This is a genomic window from Candidatus Fukatsuia anoeciicola (assembly GCF_964059965.1).
GTDB classification, from domain to species: Bacteria; Pseudomonadota; Gammaproteobacteria; order Enterobacterales; family Enterobacteriaceae; genus Fukatsuia; species Fukatsuia anoeciicola.
In genome coordinates this window covers 335885-356566 of sequence record NZ_OZ060923.1, presented here as the reverse complement: position 1 = coordinate 356566, position 20682 = coordinate 335885, and the positions used below count along the sequence as shown (strand labels likewise).

General features: G+C 30.4%; 15 protein-coding genes and 2 pseudogenes. 2 read left to right on the top strand and 15 right to left on the bottom strand.

Annotation, left to right across the window (positions count from 1 at the left end):
• Positions 1-738: 738 nt before the first annotated feature.
• From prmC to gloB, 4 genes and pseudogenes are all read right to left on the bottom strand, one after another.
• Complete coding sequence (prmC, locus tag AB4W73_RS01240) at positions 739-1581, bottom strand: peptide chain release factor N(5)-glutamine methyltransferase (protein ID WP_367680742.1); 843 nt, start codon at positions 1579-1581, stop codon at positions 739-741.
• Positions 1582-2288: 707 nt separating this feature from the next.
• Positions 2289-3071 carry an endonuclease/exonuclease/phosphatase family protein gene (locus AB4W73_RS01235; RefSeq protein ID WP_367680628.1) on the bottom strand — a complete coding sequence of 261 codons (783 nt, stop codon included), beginning with the start codon at positions 3069-3071 and terminating at the stop codon, positions 2289-2291.
• Between the two features lie 390 nt (positions 3072-3461).
• Positions 3462-4262 (bottom strand): annotated as a pseudogene (locus AB4W73_RS01230) (transglycosylase SLT domain-containing protein); the annotation flags it as partial.
• Between the two features lie 266 nt (positions 4263-4528).
• The gene (gene gloB / locus AB4W73_RS01225; RefSeq protein ID WP_367680627.1) at positions 4529-5284 is read right to left on the bottom strand and encodes a hydroxyacylglutathione hydrolase; all 756 of its coding nucleotides are present in this window, start codon (positions 5282-5284) and stop codon (positions 4529-4531) included.
• A gap of 38 nt (positions 5285-5322) precedes the next feature.
• Between gloB and AB4W73_RS01220 the strand changes: the two are divergent.
• Positions 5323-6041 (top strand): annotated as a pseudogene (locus AB4W73_RS01220) (class I SAM-dependent methyltransferase).
• Between the two features lie 8 nt (positions 6042-6049).
• Here the strand turns inward: AB4W73_RS01220 and rnhA are convergent.
• Positions 6050-6514 carry a ribonuclease HI gene (rnhA, locus tag AB4W73_RS01215; RefSeq protein ID WP_367680626.1) on the bottom strand — a complete coding sequence of 155 codons (465 nt, stop codon included), beginning with the start codon at positions 6512-6514 and terminating at the stop codon, positions 6050-6052.
• A 1225-nt stretch (positions 6515-7739) separates the two neighbouring features.
• Between rnhA and dnaQ the strand changes: the two genes are divergently transcribed.
• Positions 7740-8504: a DNA polymerase III subunit epsilon gene (gene dnaQ / locus AB4W73_RS01210; protein WP_367680625.1), complete on the top strand. Its 765-nt coding sequence runs from the start codon at positions 7740-7742 to the stop codon at positions 8502-8504.
• Between the two features lie 91 nt (positions 8505-8595).
• Here dnaQ and nuoN read toward each other — a convergent pair whose 3' ends face one another.
• From nuoN to nuoE, 10 genes are all read right to left on the bottom strand, one after another.
• Positions 8596-10029 (bottom strand): NADH-quinone oxidoreductase subunit NuoN, encoded by a 1434-nt coding sequence (gene nuoN / locus AB4W73_RS01205; protein ID WP_367680624.1) that lies wholly within the window; start codon positions 10027-10029, stop codon positions 8596-8598.
• 6 nt (positions 10030-10035) lie between these two features.
• Entirely contained in the window at positions 10036-11601 is a 1566-nt protein-coding gene (gene nuoM, locus AB4W73_RS01200; protein WP_367680741.1) for an NADH-quinone oxidoreductase subunit M, read from the bottom strand.
• Between the two features lie 61 nt (positions 11602-11662).
• Positions 11663-13519, bottom strand: a complete 1857-nt coding sequence (gene nuoL / locus AB4W73_RS01195) for an NADH-quinone oxidoreductase subunit L (RefSeq protein ID WP_367680623.1) — start codon at positions 13517-13519, stop codon at positions 11663-11665.
• Entirely contained in the window at positions 13516-13818 is a 303-nt protein-coding gene (gene nuoK, locus AB4W73_RS01190; RefSeq protein WP_367680622.1) for an NADH-quinone oxidoreductase subunit NuoK, read from the bottom strand. Before nuoK ends, nuoL begins: the two co-directional genes overlap by 4 nt.
• Positions 13815-14312, bottom strand: coding sequence for an NADH-quinone oxidoreductase subunit J (gene nuoJ / locus AB4W73_RS01185; protein ID WP_367680621.1), 498 nt, complete (start codon positions 14310-14312; stop codon positions 13815-13817). The genes nuoK and nuoJ overlap by 4 nt, the downstream gene beginning before the upstream one ends.
• A gap of 12 nt (positions 14313-14324) precedes the next feature.
• The gene (gene nuoI, locus AB4W73_RS01180; protein WP_367680620.1) at positions 14325-14867 is read right to left on the bottom strand and encodes an NADH-quinone oxidoreductase subunit NuoI; all 543 of its coding nucleotides are present in this window, start codon (positions 14865-14867) and stop codon (positions 14325-14327) included.
• Between the two features lie 15 nt (positions 14868-14882).
• Positions 14883-15860, bottom strand: a complete 978-nt coding sequence (gene nuoH, locus AB4W73_RS01175) for an NADH-quinone oxidoreductase subunit NuoH (protein WP_367680740.1) — start codon at positions 15858-15860, stop codon at positions 14883-14885.
• A complete protein-coding gene (gene nuoG / locus AB4W73_RS01170; protein ID WP_367680619.1) occupies positions 15860-18595 on the bottom strand; it encodes an NADH-quinone oxidoreductase subunit NuoG in 2736 nt (911 codons plus the stop codon). Before nuoG ends, nuoH begins: the two co-directional genes overlap by 1 nt.
• A 137-nt stretch (positions 18596-18732) precedes the next feature.
• Entirely contained in the window at positions 18733-20145 is a 1413-nt protein-coding gene (gene nuoF / locus AB4W73_RS01165; RefSeq protein WP_367680618.1) for an NADH-quinone oxidoreductase subunit NuoF, read from the bottom strand.
• Positions 20142-20681 carry an NADH-quinone oxidoreductase subunit NuoE gene (gene nuoE / locus AB4W73_RS01160; protein ID WP_367680617.1) on the bottom strand — a complete coding sequence of 180 codons (540 nt, stop codon included), beginning with the start codon at positions 20679-20681 and terminating at the stop codon, positions 20142-20144. Before nuoE ends, nuoF begins: the two co-directional genes overlap by 4 nt.
• Position 20682 lies beyond the last annotated feature (1 nt).

Here is a 20682-nt window from a genome sequence, read left to right as displayed (position 1 = left end):
TCAAATGTAAAATAATAATCCACTATTAAATTAAGTAAATTTATATTTTATCATTTTAATAATAAAGCTTCTGGATTTTATTTAATAAAACCGTTTAACTTAAAAGTAATAATATAATTACATTTAAGATTAATGTAGATTAAACTATAGTTATTAACATAATCAGAATTATTTTAATCTAAATTAATACCACTTTACTAAAACTTAAATTTAATTATATCTATGTTTTTTATTAATATAATTTGTAATATATAAAGTATTTTACAAGTAATTATTATATTTTACTTCTATTCAGATCTTCATCTTATTAGTTTAGCATATTTATTTAAATTTTCTTTGCTTTAAGTGTTGATATTATATTTATTCATTATTTTAATATTTAACATTTAGTGTTATTATCTAATAAATTAATTAACTATATCTCTTTATTTAATAAATTCATACAAAGAATTAACTAAAAATATATAATATAAAAAATAATATTTAATAAAAGGAAATCTCTTAGTATTAATTTAATAAATTACCTAATTATTACAAATATCTATAAATATAGTTAGGATAAAATTTTTTACTAGTTCATTTGGTAACTAATAGTACTTTATAACCAAGAGATACAGTATTAAACTTAAACTTAGTAATAAAGCTAATAAATATATTATTCATAATTTTAAATAGTATCTTCATTACTATTAGTTTGATAAATTACTAGCATTATATAGTATTTAATTTATTGACTATTTAAATATTATTAACTAAATTCCATTGACCAAGTGTGATCCTATCATGACCAGCGTAATCTTTATGAGTAATTACTGAGTTAAATCCAACCTTATAGAATAAATCTTGTATTTGTTTAGCTTGTTGCCATCCATGTTCTACTAGTAACCAACCAGAAGCAGTAATATAGTAAGGTGTTTGTTGTATAATTGTAGCTAAATCTGCTATGCCATTTAATTTTGCAATCAGCGCCTGAGAGGGTTCATAACGTACATCACCCTTAGTAAGATGTGGATCATTAGCATCGATATAAGGTGGATTGCTAACTATTAACATAAAACGTTGATCTAGTGGCTTAAACCAATTTCCTTGAATAAAGTATGCATTATATAGTGCTAGTTTTCTTGCATTATAACGCGCTAACGCTATTGCTTCAGCGCTAATATCAACACCTATCACTTTACAATCAGGACGCTCACTCGCTAAAGCTAATGCAATTGCTCCGCTACCACTTCCTAAATCTAAAATATTACAAGCAGTACGTGGTAAATAAGACAGAGCTTGCTCAACTAAACACTCTGTATCTGGACGCGGGATTAAGACAGCAGTAGATATAGTTAATGGTAAAGACCAAAATTCTTGTTCACCAATTAAATAGGCAATAGGTTCACCTTGCTGTCGTCGATTAACTAAAGGAGTTAATAGCGCTAGCTCCTTTAGTGTTAACAAAGTTTCACCAAAAGCTAATATAAAACTACGTGATCTACCTGTAATAAAACTTAACAAAATTTCAGCATCACATTTAGGGCTCTCACTATTAATAAATTGGTTAGTCGCTATTAATAACCAATGTTGGTAATCCATCATTAAATCTTTTGAACACTCTTATTTATCTAATTTTAGGTTATAAATTACTATAGTCAGATTAAATATTAATTTAAACCATTATTACCTATTTTAGTAATAATCTAATATAACTTTAGATTATTTAATTATATTAATAATATTTTTATTTAATTCATACTAGTTTAATAACTTATAATTATTACGTTATCTTTTAGTACTAATGAAAATTATTATTATTTATGCACATATGCTGAAATTTTTTAAAATTATATGTTTTAGTGAAAATTAATTAATAAATAATCTTAATATTATGCAAAAATAAATTATTTTATATTGAATAAAGTTATAAGACTACTATTGTAGGATTAATTTTTTTATTTCTTAATAGTAATTTTTATAAAAATTTGAACGACTAATTAACATAAAGTTTTTAATAGATATTAATCTACGTTACTTAATAAATATTAATCTACGTATTTATCTATGTTATTTTTTAATATAACTAATATCATTATAGAAATATAGTATATTTTAATTCTATGGAACGTTTTTATATAAAAATTATTGATTAATACTATTTAAAATTTACTCGGTAGTATTGACCTTTATTATCTTAAATTACTAAAACTAAAAATTAATTCTAAATCACATAATAATATTATAACATAAAATAGTTAACTCATCTTATTAAGTTAATATTTAATTATATTTTATAGAATTAAATTCTATAATAAAAAATCAACTAGTAGTGGATTATGGTCAGAAGCCCTAGTTATTAACACTAATGCTTTATCTACATATAGATCACGAAAAAAAATAAAATCCAAGGGATGCCCAAATGCTCGACTACGATTATCAATAATAAATTGAACTTCCTGTAACTTCATCTTATGTACAAATAGACGTAATGCATTTATCCGTTGATGACTCCATGCATTAAAATCTCCTGCTAATATTAATGGTCCTGAATGTAACGTAATTTGTTTACTTATTAATCTAAGTTGCGTATTATAAACATCTATACCTAAACTAAAATTTACTGCATGAATATTTACTACCATTAGTAAACGTTTGTTATAAATAGGATAAATATTGATTAAAGCAGATTTAGATAAACGTAATAACGGTTCTTGTTTACGTAACGGATAACAATATACGGGATAAGCTGTAGCTAAAGTCATTACACCAGAAGAGTGGTGTGAAAACTTAAAAGCAGGAACCTGATCTGTAGCTAAATAGTTAGATGTAGCGAAATGTACCATTTCAGGTGTAGCTCTTGCTTCTTGAAGCAAAATAAGTTGAGAATCTTTACCAAATTTTTTAAGTATAGATAGCCAATTAGTACGTTGCTGCTTAAAAATATTCCATACCATAACACGTAAAGATTTTGATGCCCGTAAAGGTTCGCCTAATAGTAATTCCCATACTTGTGGACGAACTGAACTTGGAAAAATTTGTTCAGCTGGTCGGCCTGCCACATACCTTATTGCATAAGTTCTTTTTGGCATGTTACTAATCTTTTTGTTAGTGAATTATAATTAAAACTATATCATAATTAAGATATGCACTTATATTAGAAGATTTTATAACAGTAACATAAAATAATAAATAGTAACTTATTATTTTAACTATTTAGATTTATTCTATTATTTATCAATTATATTGATTTTAAACTTAGCTATAAACTATTTAACCTAATTAATTGATTAACTACTAATTCTATTATATTATGTTTTAATATAATGTTGTGGTATTTAACAATACTAGTAACTACATTATTTCTATAAATTTGATAGATAGTACTTTTACTTAGTTAGCACTTATTTGTAAATTTATAATTTTTTCTTGTATTTAAAAAACTAGTTATTTTTTACTAGTTAGGTTATCTAAATCCTTATTAATTTAGTAGTTGCTATTAAATTTTTAAATTGCATAACATGGGACTTAGGTAATATAATATAATAGGGAAAAGTTATCATATTATGTTTGTATCCTGCATTATAAGATTTTAAACAAGTTAGAGGCAAACCTAACATTTTAGCAGCTTGCGTAAGTTTTATCTACTGTCTAATATCAACACGGACTAATCTATTTTTTTCGCTAGTTTTTGGCAAATTTAAACCATACTTTTTATGATTTTTAATAATATCACTTAGAGCTAGCATTTTAGATACATAAATAGAGGTTTGATTAGGTAGTGATAACATCCAAAAATTAAGTTGTTTACCCTGTGCTTTGTTAACTTTTATTGCTCGTCTAACTCGCCCTTCACCACTATTATAAGCAGCTATAGTAAGTAACCAATCACCATTAAAAGTATTATTTAAATTTTGTATTAAATTAAGCGTAGCATTAGTTGAAGCTAATACATCACGGCGACCATCGTACTATTCGTTTTGTTTTAGACTATAATGTAACCCAGTACTAGGTACTATTTGCCATAGACCTGCAGCATTAGCAGATGAGGTGGTTTTTGGATTAAAAGAACTTTCTACTATAGATATAAATACTAATTCCATTGGAATATTACGTTTCTTAATCTGCGATACAATTAGGTATAGATAAGGTTCTGCTCGTACAATTACATCACAGAGATTAATCTTATTTTTTAAATATTTTTGTCGTTGCTTATGAATTAGAGCATTATCCTGAACTTTTATCTTCAGCTCGTTACTAATAAAATCCCATAAATTTTTTTGTAAGAGGATGTTATCCTTCCATAGTATTGTGTTTTTTTAAGTTAGTATCTATATATTTTTTTCTTTATTTTTTTTTACTCGCTAAAGACAAACTATGCGCATGCTGTACAAAAAATCTATTGATCAAACTTAGATATTTGATATCCTATAAGCAAGACTAAGACGAGCAGCATCTTTTTAGTCCTCATAGATATCTTAATATCTTATCTAGTTGATTAAAACTTAAGCAATAGTACTTTATTATAATAAATAATACAATAAAAATTTTAAAAACAATCTTTCATGATTCTTAAGGCAGAAAAAATCAAAGATAAGGGAGTAGAATAAGGTGTAATCCCTAATTTTTTTTGTAATTCAATATCATTACAGCGTAAAAAAACATTTACTTCACGCTCTAGCTGTAAAGTTGTTGGTAAACTAGGGTAATTTATCGCTCGTAATTGCTTAACACGTTGTTCATATATTTTAATTTTTTTATCTTGAGGTAAAATTGAACGAGCAAAAGCTAAGTTTGAAACTGTATATTCATGCGCTGAACAAATTAGAGTAGTATCAGGCAATTGCATAATTTTTTGAATTGACGAATACATTTGATTATAAGTGCCTTCAAATAAGCGACCACAACCAGCAGAAAATAACGTATCCCCACAAAAAAGATAAGGAGCATTATAATATGCAATATGACCTAAAGTATGTCCTGGAATAGCAATAATTGAGAAGTTTTGACTACCAATAATCAGGTTATCACCTTCCTTAACAAGAATAGTCGCACCTTTATTAGCGGTTTCTTGTGGTCCATACACTGGTAAATTTGGAAAATATCTAAGTAATTCAATGACACCACCAAGATGGTCATAATGATGGTGTGTTAGTAAAATTGCATTAGCTGTTAATTGTCGCTTAATTAATGCAGTAAAAACAGGCATCGCAGATCCTGGATCGATAATTACACAATTTGCTTGTGTATCTGCTAATAACCAAATGTAATTATCTTTTAATGCTGGAATATTAATAAGATCCATATAATAGTTACTAACCTTTTAATAAAAGATAATAAAATATGAAGCCTAAGCAATTATATCTGAAGATTCATACACCCAAGTCCTGGAGTGAACTCCAGTGGGGAGAATATTACCGTTCTGCTATTGAAAAAAAATGCAACCTTGGTGGCCAAAATTTTTTGGTTTTTATTTACTAAAAATTGGTAATCTTAGCACTGAAATTACTAGTGATCAGTGTACTATTACCCATCAAATTAGTATTACTGAACAAAGTCGAGCTATACAAATATTTACTAATCCTTATCGATTACCTTTTTCTAAAAAATCAGTAGATGCTGTATTATTAGCGCATACTTTAAATTATTGTATTGATCCTTATGGTATTTTATGTGAGCTTGATCGTGTTCTAGTTGACGATGGCTGGTTAATAATTAGTCATTATAACCCATTAAGCTTATTAGGAATAGGTAAATTATTGCCAATATTACGTCAACATCAACCTTATTCTAGCAGAATGTTTACTCAAATGCGTGTACTTGATTGGCTTAATATACTTAACTATCAGGTAATGCATCAATCATGTTTTCATGTTTTGCCATGGCATAAGCAAGGCGGAGGCTTTATTAATGCCTATCTCTCCGCATTAGGTTGTGTTAGCTTAATTATTGCCCGTAAACGTAAATTATCACTTATATTTAATTCTATAAAATTTGTTACAAATAAACCTTCATTTAATAGGATACTAGGTGCTACGAAAAATTATTGTAATCTACTTTAATTTAGTGATTATTCAGGTTGATATCCAATATCATTTTTAGTTGGGGTATTAGCTGCAATACGAGCAAGCTCATCACAACGTTCATTTTCTAAATGACCAGCATGACTCTTTATCCATATCCAAGTTATTTGATGGTGTTGAATTACATTATCTAATCTTTGCCATAAATTAGTATTTTTTATAGTATTATGATTGGTTGTTTTCCAACTACGTTTTTTCCAATTATGAATCCATTGGTTAATACCTTGATGGACATATTGACTATCAGTGTAAAGCTTAACTTGACAAAATGAAGTTAATGCTTCAAGAGCGATAATAACTGCCATTAACTCCATACGGTTATTCGTAGTTAAATAATAACCACCATTGAAAGTTTTTTCATAGTGTTTATAACGTAAAATCGCACCATAACCACCATGGCCTGGATTACCAAGACACGAACCATCAGTAAAAATTTCTACTTGTTTATGCATTTCTAATATACCTTAATTATTTATTTAAATTTTAAGTCTGATATAAGTACCTATTATAAGCACTTATAATTCTCTAAAAAATTTTGGATATTAAAATAATGACTCTAAATAATTAAGTTTTATGTAAATTAATAAAAATTTAACTATTTAAAAATTTAAGATTTATTTTTATTTAATTAATTTTTTTAAATAAATAATTTTTTATATTTTAAAAATAATATTTATTACTGTAAGTATTTAGAATTTTAACTAAGTATAAATGTTTAGAATGCCTAAATTATTACGTTATCTTTTAGTGCTAAAGAATTTTCTTTATTTTTTTGAGTAATATCAAGTTTAAATAAATTTACTAGTCCTAAGTAATCTATATCTATTACTATTTTAATTATAAGATATATTTATACATAATGCCCTTAAGTAATCTAAAATCACAATATCTTTTATTAAAAATAGTTATATAGGTAATTAATTTATTTTTTTATCAACGATTACTTAGTTTTTAAGGCATGTCTTTTTATAAATAAAACTATTTATGTTTTGTCAGTTAAACAGTATTTAGTAGCATTAATAGGTATACACTAATGTTATATATTACTTTTTAATAAATCTTTATACTTAGATAAATTAGCGGTATACTGCTTAATTAATATGCTCTCTATCTATTTAATAGCTTATATTAATAACTTTATATAGTAAAATTTTTATAAGTGTTTATAACAATAAACAATGCAATATTTATTGCCTAATATTTACTAACAATAGTAATCATACTGCATGATATATACAATAATATACATAATATAGAAGTAAAATTATCAAGTTAATTTTGAACAAAGAATATTAAAAATATTAGACAATATCAATTGAGACTCAGAAGATCTAAAGATAATATTTAATAAATAAAAAAGAGAATGTTACTTTTATTTCTAAAAAAGCTATAATAATTAGGAAAAAAATTAAAAATTAGGAAAATACTATACTTAAAAGAATATGCAAATACTTCTACTTAATATAACAAGTAAAGTTTTATTTACCTAATAATAGAATTAGAACTATAAAAATAGATTATATTAGTATAAAACTAAAGTGTAATAATAAATTACTATATTATTGATACAATAAACTATTAGTTTAATTTACTATAAATAGGTAATTACATAAAATTATATACAAACTTAATTGTTACTATTTGTTTAAAATTTTGAGTCTAATATGAGCATCTACTATGAATACTACTAATAGGCAACAAATTTTTTTAGATACTGAAACTACAGGTTTAAATAAACTAGGAGTGCCCTATAAAGGACATCGAATTATCGAAATTGGTGCTGTTGAAATGATTAACCGGCATTTAACAGGTAATAACTTTCATGTTTATCTAAAACCAGATCGACAGGTAGATCCTGAAGCTTATGCTATTCACGGTATAAGTAATGATTTTCTAGTAGATAAACCTACATTTGCTAATACTGCTAAAGAATTTCTTAATTTTATTCGCGGAGCTAATCTTGTTATTCATAATGCAACTTTTGATATTAGTTTTATAGATTATGAATTTAGTATGTTAAATGAAAGTATTCCAAAAGTTGAAACTTTTTGTACCATAACCGATAGCCTAGTAATGGCGCGTCGTTTATTTCCGGGTAAACGTAATAATTTGGATGCTTTATGCGATCGTTATCATATTAATAATACTAAACGTAAATTGCATGGGGCGTTACTTGATGCTGAAATTTTAGCAGATGTTTATTTAGCAATGACCAGTGGACAGACATCTATATCATTTTTACTAGAAAGCAATCAGCAACTACAATCACAAGATGTAATAGAAGAAAATATTAAACCAGTCATCCACCCAACTTCATCACTAAAAATTATTCATGCAAACACTAATGAATTAGCTGAACATAAAATACAACTTGATATAATAGCAAAAAAGGGCAAATGTTTATGGCATAATCTTTCATTTGGTAAAGATGTTATTAAATAAGTAACAGATATATTTCAGCAAGCAATATTGTTATTTAAATATAGCTAGTAATATTTACTATTAGCTTATTTTTTACTATTAATCTATTAATTTAAAATATTGGTTGCATAAATTTTACGAATGAAATTAAAGGTTGTGGATATATGCCTAGAAAAATTACCGTAATAGCACAGATTAATACTATAATACCCTCAACAGTTAATATCCAATTATATGCGATACCGTATTGTAATTCCTGTGTTGAAATTAGAAATAGATCAGCAATGACACGTAAATAACAATATAATCCAATAATACTACCTAATATAATAACGCTTGTCAAACACCATAAATGAGCACTAATACCTAAGGTAATAATAAAAAACTTACCAATAAAACCGATTGTTAATGGGATACCTGCAAGTGATAGCATCATTACTATCATTACTACTGCTAAAAGAGGTTTTTGCCAAAATAAACCACGTATATCTACCTTTTTGTATAGGTTAGATATTAGGCTAACTACACCAAAAGCCCCTAGATTACTACATAAATATCCTAACATATAGATACCAATAATATCTAATGATGATTGGAGTGGTGCTATAATTAATGTAATTAGTAAATATCCTAAATGTGCAATTGATGAATAACCTAATAGCCGTTTTATATTATTCTGTGTTATAGCCATTAAATTACCGAATAAAATAGAACTAATTGCTATTATAGTTAACAATACATTTATAGCTTTGTCATTGGAGACAGGGGCATAAAGAAATAAACGCATAACTACTACAAAGATAGCAATTTTACTAGCTGTCGCTAAAAAGGCTAAAACTGGAGCTGGTGTGCCTTGATAAATATCAGGTGTCCATAATTGAAATGGTACTAGTGAAAGTTTAAAACATAAGCTAATCAGTATCATACCTAATCCAGCCATAATCAAAGGTCGATGTATAAGACTGTTATTTAGGCTGCTACCTAACTCACTAAAAAATAAACTACCTGATTCAGCATATAATAATGCTATGCCAAATAATAAAAATGATGATGCCACTGCTGAGAGCAGCATATATTTAATACTCGCTTCTAATGAATAATTTTGGCGATAAGCATAACCAATCAATCCGAATAAAGGTAATGAAATAAGCTCAATACCTAGAAATAGTGCAGCTAAATGGTTAGCGCTTACTAATAAAATACTACCTAGTGTAGCAATTAATAATAATAGGTAAAATTCTTCGCGATTATCAGGATAACTCGTTAACCATGGGTAAGCAAAAGTGACACTTGCTAAACTTGCTAGCAATATTAAACCTGTATAGAATATTGAATAGTTATCAATACGTAATAATGTTACATTTAGCGGTACTATTTGCCAAACAAAATAAAGAGAAAATAATGCTACATTCAAACCAATAACTGTCAAGATAACATTAATAAAATGATTACGTTGCCATGCAACGGATAGTATTATCACTACTACTGTTAATCCAATAATTAATAGTGGCAGCATACCAATTAATTGTTGTAGAGTTATTATCATTATGAATTATAGCCCTATATTTGAAGTTAATAATGTTGAGGAGATTAAGGGCATTAAAAACCATCTCTGTATATCACTTATAGTTGCATAAGAGATATTAAGAATAGGTTGTGGATAAAATCCAAGTAGTATTAATAGCACAGCCAATAGAAGAGTAATTGACCATTCTCTTGTTGTTATATCTGATAATATTTGTTTTGATTTTACTGTTCCATAATAAGTACGTTGTATCATTACTAAAGAATAAACCGCAGCAAATACAATACCAAAAGTAGCTACTACAGCGATCAGCGGCACCATCTGAAAACTACCAAATAAAATCATAAATTCGCCAATAAAATTACCAGTTCCTGGTATGCCAAGGATTGCCATTGCAAAAAATAGCGATAATGCCGGTAAATATTTTATACGTGCCCATATACCACCCATTTGATACATATTATATGTATATAAACGCTCGTATAATTGACCACAGATAATAAACATACCTGCAGCAGATAAACTATGTGCAATTATTTGTATAATTGCTCCTTGATAAGCTAGTTGGCTACCACTATAAATCGCAATTAATACAAAACCCATATGTGATACGCTAGCATAAGCAATTAAACGCTTAATATTAGTTTGGCAAAACGCCATCCAAGCACCATAAAAAATACTTATTATACCAAGCCACATAGCAATAGGCGCGAAATCATGAGATGCCCGTGGGAATAATGGTAAACTAAAACGTAATAAACCATATGCTGCTGTTTTTAATAGAATACCAGCTAAATCAACAGAACCAGAAGTTGGAGCCTGACTATGTGTATCTGGTAACCAGCCATGTAATGGCACTACTGGCATCTTTACTGCAAAAGCAATAAAAAAACCTAGCATTAATAGATACTCTGTACTTCGAGACATTGGTGTTTTTAATAATAATGTATAGTTAAATGTCCAAATCTGCATTGTCTGATAATGTACTAATACTAAAGTAATAATTGCAATTAACATAATTAAGCCACTAGCTTGAGTATAAATAAAAAATTTAGTTGCGACAGAGATCCGGGTTTTATAACTTGATAACTTATTACCCCATAACGTAATTAGAAAATACATTGGCACTAACATCATTTCCCAAAAGAAAAAAAAGAGAAACATATCAATAGCAAGAAATACCCCAATCACAGCACCAATGATCCATAAGAGATTTAGATGAAAAAGACCTAGATTACTTTGAATTTCATACCACGAACAGAGAATGGCTAATAGACCAAGTAGGCCAGTTAGCATTACCATTAATAATGATAAACCATCAAGAGCTAAATGGAACTCAATATAAAAACTTGGAATCCAAGGTAAAGTAAACTCGATCTTCCATCGAGGAAAATCTATTAGCTGTATTAATTTATTGTTACTTAGCAAGCCTTCCAAAAAAAAATACTGTAAAAATAAATATGCTATTAGTACTAATACTAATCCCATAGAAAATAACGCTACTATACGCGGTGCTTTAGCTCCAAAACGCTCACACTGCCAGCATAGCAGTCCACCAATAAAGGGAATAAAAATTAGCCAAGGTAACAACATGGCGTATCGCATCTCTCAATAAGACATCTATTAAATCTAAATATAGATTACTAGAGGTCTGTTAAATAAACAGCAGTATTAGTAATACAATGACTGCCCCTAAACCCATTGATGCTAGATACCAACGTATTTTGCCATTTTCACTAAAAGATAAAGCATAATTAGCTAAATAAGCAAATGACGCAAAAAAATTCATAAATAAATCAAGCGGATCTCTTTGTAAAATTTTTGCAATCCATAGATAAGGCTGCACAAATAACTTATTATATAACCAATCAAAACTCCAGGCATAGAACCAACAAAAAATCATAAATTTTCTTGATACACTTTGTGCGATATTACTAACTATTTGCCGTTTACCTAAATATAATAGTGATGCTAGAGCAATACCACTAATAACTAGTACACTAGAAAAAACTTCTAGTGCTATTTTATCACTTTTAGCAATGTAGTTTTCAGGCAATACACTTGTAAGTGGCAGTTTAATTAATGCACCGATAAAAGTAGATAATACAAGTAAGACTAGTAATGGTAAACTATGGCTTATTCCTTGTACAGGCTGTATATATTTTGATACATTAAAAGCAGCTTTACCATGAAAAACAATAAAAATCATCCTAAAAGTATAAAGTGCTGTAAGAAATGTACCGATTAGACCTACAATTAATAAGTTAATATGACCACTAGCTAATACACCCCAGAGAATTTCATCTTTACTATAAAATCCTGCAGTAATAATAGGTAATGCTGCTAAGCTTGCTCCTCCAACTAAAAAACAAATATATACCAGTGGAATAATTTTAAGTAATCCACCCATTTTAAAAATATTTTGTTGATGATGACATGTAATTATAACTGAACCAGAAGCTAAGAATAACAATGCTTTAAAAAATGCATGGATCATTAGATGAAAAATTGCTGCATGCCATGCTTGTACCCCTAATGCAAGAAACATATAACCAATTTGACTCATCGTAGAGTAAGCTAGTACATGTTTAATATTAGTTTGCACTAATGCTGCAAAACCAGCTAACAGTAAAGTAACAGCTCCAATGATACCTACAAGGTATAATACTTCTGGTGCCATCAAAAATAAACTATAGGTACGAGCAATCAAATAAACTCCAGCGGTCACCATAGTTGCAGCATGAATAAGTGCAGAAACAGGCGTAGGACCAGCCATTGCATCTGCTAACCAAGTTTGTAATGGTAATTGCGCAGATTTACCTACTGCACCACCAAGAAGCATAAGTGTTGCCCAGGTTATGACGTTTGAACCTATTGCTAGTTTTTGCGGTGCTAATATTATTAATTCATGAATATTTAGCGTTCCTAATTCTTTGTAGAGAATAAATAAAGCAAAAGCTAAAAATACATCACCAATACGAGTAACAATAAAAGCTTTTATTGCTGCAGATCCGCTAATAGGGTTACTATAATAAAAACCAATTAGTAAGTAACTACATAGTCCAACACCTTCCCAGCCTAAATATAGTATTAGCAGATTATCTGCTAATACTAATACTACCATACTAGCAATAAATAAGTTGGTATAAGCAAAAAAACGTGAATATCCTTCTTTAGTACGCATATACCAAGAGGCATATAAATGAATAAAAAACCCAACACCAATTACTACAGATAACAGAATTAGAGATAAATTATCTAGTCTTAAAGTTAATGGGATACTAAAATTATCTACTATAATCCAATGCCATAACGTTTGGTTAAATACTTGAATTCCTACTGCCTGTTGACTAAGAAAATTAATTGCAATATAAAAAGTAACTAATGTGGTTAAACCTATTGATCCTACACCTATAAAGGCTGATATATTTTCTAGGTAACGCCCAGCAGAGAAAGCTAGTAACAGGAAACCTAGCAATGGTAAAAGAATAGTTAAAAATAATAGATTCATCCACGCATCTCACTGAGGATATCAATATTTAAAGTATGTCGACAACGGTAAAATTGTAGTAATAATGCTAAGCCGATACTAGCCTCGACCGCCGCTAAACTGATTGCAAAAATATACATAATCTGACCATCTGGTTGACACCAATAACTACCAGCAGCCACAAAAATAAGTGCCGCTCCATTGATCATTATTTCTAGGCTAATTAATATAAATAATAAATTACGGCGTATTAATAACCCAGTTAGTCCAAGTATAAATAGTATTGTCGCTAAAATTAAACTATGCTGTAATGGAATCATTGAGAGGCCTCTTCACGACCAAAATGAAATGCTACTACCAGACCAGTTAGTAGTAATATTGAAGCTAACTCTACCGCTAATATGTAAGAAGTAAATAAACTGATACCTACTTGTTTAATATCTACTATAGCACTACCTATTTCATAATCCGAGATACTATGAAAAGAAATAATTAGTATAATTAGTAAGGTTAATGATAGTAAACTAGGACCAATCCATAAATTAGGTTTTAACCAAGCACTTTCTTGTTGTTGTACAATATTACCTAGATTTAACATCATTACTACAAATACAAAGAGCACCATAATAGCACCGGCATACACAATTATTTCTAGTGCACCAACAAAGTAGGCACCAAGTGAAAAAAATATCGCAGCAATTGCTAATAAAGAGACAATTAAGTATAATAAAGCATGTACTGGATCATTATGAGAAATTACTTTTAGTGTTGCTAAAACTGCAATTACTGCTGCACTATAAAATATAAATTCCATAAAAATATTTCCTTAAGGCATTAGACTTTTAACATCAATTGGCTTCGCTTCATTTTTAGCTTCACCTTTTTGCTTACCCTGGATTGACATACCTGTCATGTGGTAGAAATTGTATTGTGGATATTTACCAGGACCTGAAATTAATAAATCTTTTTTTTCGTAGACTAAATCTTGTCTCTTAAACTCACTCATTTCAAAATCTGGTGTTAATTGAATAGCTGTAGTTGGACAAGCTTCTTCGCATAAACCACAAAAAATACAACGAGAAAAATTAATACGGAAAAATTCAGGATACCAACGACCATCCTGTTTTTTAGCTTTTTGTAGTGAGATACAATCTACAGGACATGCTACTGCACATAAATTACAGGCAACACAACGTTCTTCTCCATTAGGGTCACGCGTTAGTACAATACGTCCTCGGTAACGCGGTGGCAAATAAACCTGTTCTTCAGGGTACATTTGTGTCTCACGCTTATGAAAAATATGCAAAGCAATCATCCATAGACTACGTACTTGGGTACCAAAACCTACAACTAACTCTTTAAATGTCATAGCTATTGCCCTCTTTTATTGAGAGTTATATAAAACAACTACAGTGGTTACTAGTAGATTTAGCAGGGTCAATGGTAAACATACTTTCCAGCCGAACGACATTACTTGATCATAACGTGGACGTGGTAGTGCAGCACGGATTAGAATAAACATAATCATAAAAAAAATTGTTTTTAGTGCAAACCAAATAAATGGGGGTAAAAACGATCCCTGCCAACCACCAAAGAATAAGGTTACAATTAATGCAGAGACAGTAATGATAGCAATATATTCACCAACAAAAAATAAACCAAATTTCATACCTGAATATTCAATATGATAACCATCTGCTAATTCTTGCTCTGCTTCTGGTTGATCAAATGGATGACGATGACAGACTGCTACTCCTGCAATGGCAAAAGTAATAAAACCAAAAAATTGTGGGATTATATTCCAAATATATTGTTGATGATTAACAATATCTTGCATATTAAAAGAACCAGTTTGTGCAACTACACCCATTAATGATAAACCAATAAATACTTCATAACTTAGAGTTTGTGCGCAAGCACGCATTGCACCTAATAGAGAATATTTATTATTACTTGCCCAGCCAGCAAAAAGAACGGCATAAACTGCTAAACCTGCCATCATTAAGAAAAATAAAATACCAACATTTAAATCTGCCACTACCCAACTTGGACTAATTGGGATAATAGCAAAAACTAATAATAACGAAGTAAAAGCAATCATTGGTGCTAAAATAAAAATAATACGATCAGAAAAATTTGGTACCCAATCTTCTTTAAAAAAAATTTTAATCATATCAGCAACTAGCTGTAATGATCCCCCCCAACCAACACGGTTAGGTCCATAACGATTTTGAAATAAACCTAGTAAGCGACGCTCAATAAAGCTCATAAAAATACTATAAATTATAACTACCAATAATGTAATTAATGCTTTTAAGATTGAAATTAAAATAATATTAAAATCAGGAGTAAACCAGTTCATCATATAATTGCCTTTCGTAAATCCTTAACAAGTTCACCAAGCAAAATAGGCGAAATGCCTGGTAAACCTAATGGTAAACCAACCTGCCCTTGAGCTAAATTTTTACTACAACGTAGCGGTAACCGTAATTTTTGACCAGTACAATTAAACTCAAGAAGAGTACCTACAGTTAGCCCAAGTTGTTCGGCATCTTTAGGATGAATTATCAAATAAGGATCAGGCATTCTCTGTTGAATAACATCGACACATTGTGATGTCTCTTCACTACCAAATAAGTGATAATATGGAGCAACAACCCAACTATTAGATGCAGGATGAAAAGCAATCGGTACTTGATCAAAGTAAGCTAAATTTCCTATGCTAGCTTCAATTAAACGGATACCAGGATCACCAGAAAGTAAAGCACCCCCCACTTCTACTTGAAATTTATTCCATGCTTGAGGAGAATTCCAACCTGGTGCCCAAACAAAGGGAATTTGTTGATAGTTAGCTAATGGTCCACTATTCCCTTCCATAGAAAAAGCAAAAGACGTATCAATATCCTGTGGTTGACGTGGTTCATGTACACTAATATTAGCACGTATTGCAGTACGACCACTATAGCGATGTGGAGAACGAGCTAATTTTTGACCATAAATGCGAAAAGTTGCATCTGGCGCTGCATTAACAATACCTTGTAACTGTGGCAAAGTAGTAATACAATCTTGAATAACATCATCAAGTTGCGTCCAATTAATTGGGTGATGGTGATAAACTGATATTAGCGCATAAAGCCAACGCCAGCTTGCTTGCATAAGTGTTTTTTTATCTGGTGTATCATAATAAGCTGGATCATAAACCCGGAAAAAACGTTGTGCACGGCCTTCTTGATTAACTATAGTACCATCACTTTCAGCAAAACTTGCCGCAGGCAAGATTAAATTAGCTTGATCCATGATAGCGGTATATTGATGATCTAATATTAATATATTTTTTGCTGATTTTAATGCCTTATCTATTTTATTAGCAACAGCATGACGATACAGATCATTTTCTAATAAAATAACACTATCTGCAGTACCATTTGTTAATTGTTCTAAAGCTTGATCTAATGAACCACCACCTATCATCATTAATCCAAAGCTATTTGCTGAAGTGGAAACAAAACTAATACCAACATTAATATCTTGACTTTGTAATGCTTTGGCAATATTAGCAGCCGCAGCAATGATTGCCTTACTACCTGAACTACTGCCACTAATAATTAATGGTTTTTTTGCACTAGCTAATGCTTGCACAATAATATCAACTTTAACTTGTAAGCTATCAGCTAAATCGCTAACCGCAGGAGCTGAGGCATCTAATCCGTGCGCAATAGCAAAACCTAAACGTGCTTGTTCATCCACAGGCGCATAATAACTCCAAGCAGCAATGTCATCTAGGCGAGTATTATCAACATTAGTAATAAATAAAGGATATTTAGCATGTTGCCCAATATTTAATACTGCAGAAATTTGCCAATCTGCAACTTTTTGTGCCGCAGCCATTGCATATGCTTTACCTTTAACTGCTTGACGAACTGCTAAAGCAATACGTGCTGCTGTTTGTGTTAGATCTTCTCCTAATACTAGTACTGCATCATAACTTTCCATTTCACGTAATGCTGGTGTATGGATTCCTGCTTCACGTAATATTGTTAACATTAATTGCAAACGACTCTGCTCACCATCTGCTATACCAGTATAGAAATTTTCAATACCAACCAATTTGCGTAACGCAAAATTACTTTCTAAACTTGCTCGTGCTGAACCTATGCCTATAGTTTTTTTTGTTTGGTGCATCATATTAGCTGCAGCTTGTATCGCACACTCGGCATCTAGAGTAATCCAAGTATGAGTAAGTCGTTGCTGTGGTTGACGTGGTCTATTTTTAAAATTAACATAACCATAACCAAAACGACCAAGATCACAAATAAAATAATGATTAACGTTGCCATTATAACGATTTTCAATACGACGTAATTCGCCATAACGTTCACCGGGACTAATATTGCAACCAACACTACATTGCAAGCAGATGCTTGGTGCAAATTGCATATCCCATTTACGGTTATAACGTTCGGAATGAGTTTTATCAGTAAAAACACCTGTTGGACAGACTTCTACTAAATTACCAGAAAATTCGCTCTCTAATATACCGTTTTTAGGTCGACCAAAATAAATATTATCATGTATACCATAAACGCCAAAATCAGTACCATCCGTATAATCTCTATAATAACGTACACAACGATAACAAGTAATACAGCGATTCATTTCATGAGAAATAAAAGGACCAAGTTGCTGATTTTCATGTGTTCGTTTAGTAAAACGATATCGTCTAATATTATTTCTAGTCATCACCATCATATCTTGTAAATGACAATTTCCACCTTCTTCACATACCGGGCAATCATGTGGATGGTTAATCATTAACCATTCCATTACATTAGAACGAAACTCTTTAGCTTCGTTATCATTGATAGAAATAAAGCTACCATGGATAGCTGGTGTCATACAGGACATAATCAAGTGGCCACAGGTATCATCTGCGTTTTTATATTGTTTCACTGCACATTGACGACAAGAGCCTACACTTCCTAGTACTGGATGCCAGCAAAAGTAAGGAATATCTAGCCCAAGGGAAAGACAAGCTTGTAATAGGTTATTAGCCCCATTAACATTATATTTTTTGCCATCTACATGTATCGTCGCCATAAGCATGTTTCCAAGTTGGCTGTTAGACTTCTTACAAAACTTATTGTGGTATAAATTATAGATTATTTAATACTTATAATTCTTATATATTATTATGTATGTAGTTATTACTATATTTTATCTACCTTAACTTTATACTACTCCTCTTTTAAGAAGCTATTTTTCTGCCAGCGGATATTTAATAAATTATTATCTTGAATACCTTTAATAGATACTAGATTATTAAAACAAGTATTGTTTTTATTAATGATATTAGGATAATTATAATCTTTATTTGCTATGCCAGCAGTGAATTCAGAGCGAAAATATTTAATTGCACTTTGTAATGGCTCAACTGCGCCAGGCGCATGAGCACAAAAAGTTTTGCCTGGTCCTAATAAACGACATAACTGTTCTAATATTTCAATATCACCAGGTTGTCCCTCACCGCGTTCTAAGGCTTGTAGAATTTTTACACTCCACGGTAAACCATCACGACAAGGAGTGCACCAACCACAGGATTCACGAGCAAAAAATTCTTCTAAATTACGAGTCAGAGAAACCATACTGATTTCATGGTCAACTACCATTGCTAATGCTGTACCTAAACGGCTACCAGCTTTTCTAATATGTTCAAAATCCATTGGTAAATCAAGGTGTTCTGCTATTAAAAAATCGGTACTTGCTCCTCCTGGTTGCCATGCTTTACATTTTAATCCATCACGCATCCCTCCAGCATAATCTTCCAGAATTTCCCTTGCTGAAATACCAAAAGGAAACTCCCATACCCCAGGATTTTTTACTCGACCAGAAAATCCCATTAACTTAGTACCTGTATCATTACTTTTACCTGCTGTAATTTTTCGATACCAATCAGCCCCATGCTCAAGAATAGCTGGAATGTTACATAACGTTTCTACATTATTAACACAAGTCGGTTTACCCCATAGGCCTGATAATGCTGGAAATGGTGGTTTAGAACGTGGATTAGCACGACGGCCTTCTAACGAATTAATTAGTGCTGTTTCTTCACCGCAAATATAACGTCCAGCACCAGTATGAATAAATAGCTCAAAATTAAAACCACTACCCATGATGTTTTTACCTAATAACCCTTCTTCTATAGCTTCGTTAATTGCCTGACGTAAATATGCTGTTGCATTAATGTATTCACCGCGTAAGAAGATATAACCACGGTAAGCTTTGAGTGCAAATGCACTAATTAACATACCTTCTATTAATAAATGAGGTAAACACTCCATTAATAGACGATCTTTGTAAGTACCAGGCTCCATTTCATCAGCGTTACATAATAAATAACGGATACTAATATTCTCATCTTTTGGCATTAAACTCCATTTTAAACCAGTAGAAAACCCTGCGCCACCACGGCCTTTTAGGCCTGTATTTTTAACTAAGTTAACTACATCTGATGGTGTCATACTAGTTAATGCAATCTTTGCACCTTGATAACCATTTTTATTACGGTATTCATTTAGCCATAGCGGTTGTTTGTCATCACGTAAACGCCATGTTAATGGGTGAGTAGCCGCAGTTATATGATAATTCATAGATATCGCTCCAATAACTGTTCAATATCTTCAGGTTTTAGATAACTATATGTGTCTTCATCAATCATTATTGTTGGTCCTTTATCACAATTACCTAAACAACAAGTAGGTAATAGAGTAAAACAACCATCAACTGTAGTTTGACCAGGTTTAATGCTAAGTTTTTTTTCAATTGCTAATTGTAGCCCTTGATAACCATTAATAAAACAAACTACACTATCACAATAACGAATTACATGACGACCAACAGGTTGACGAAAAATCTGACTATAAAAAGTAGCAACACCTTCAACATCACTAACTGGAATATCTAATATATCAGCAATAGCATAGATAGCATCATCTGATACCCAACCTCGTTTCTTTTGCACAATTTTTAATGCTTCAATTGATGCTGCACATGCGTTTTCATAATAATATTTTTCTTGCTCAATAGCAGCATATTCCTCGTTACTAAGTATAAAAACAGATTTAGTAGCAAGAGAAACTGTATTAAGTAGATTTTTATGATGCTGTTTCTCTTTTTGATTATTCATA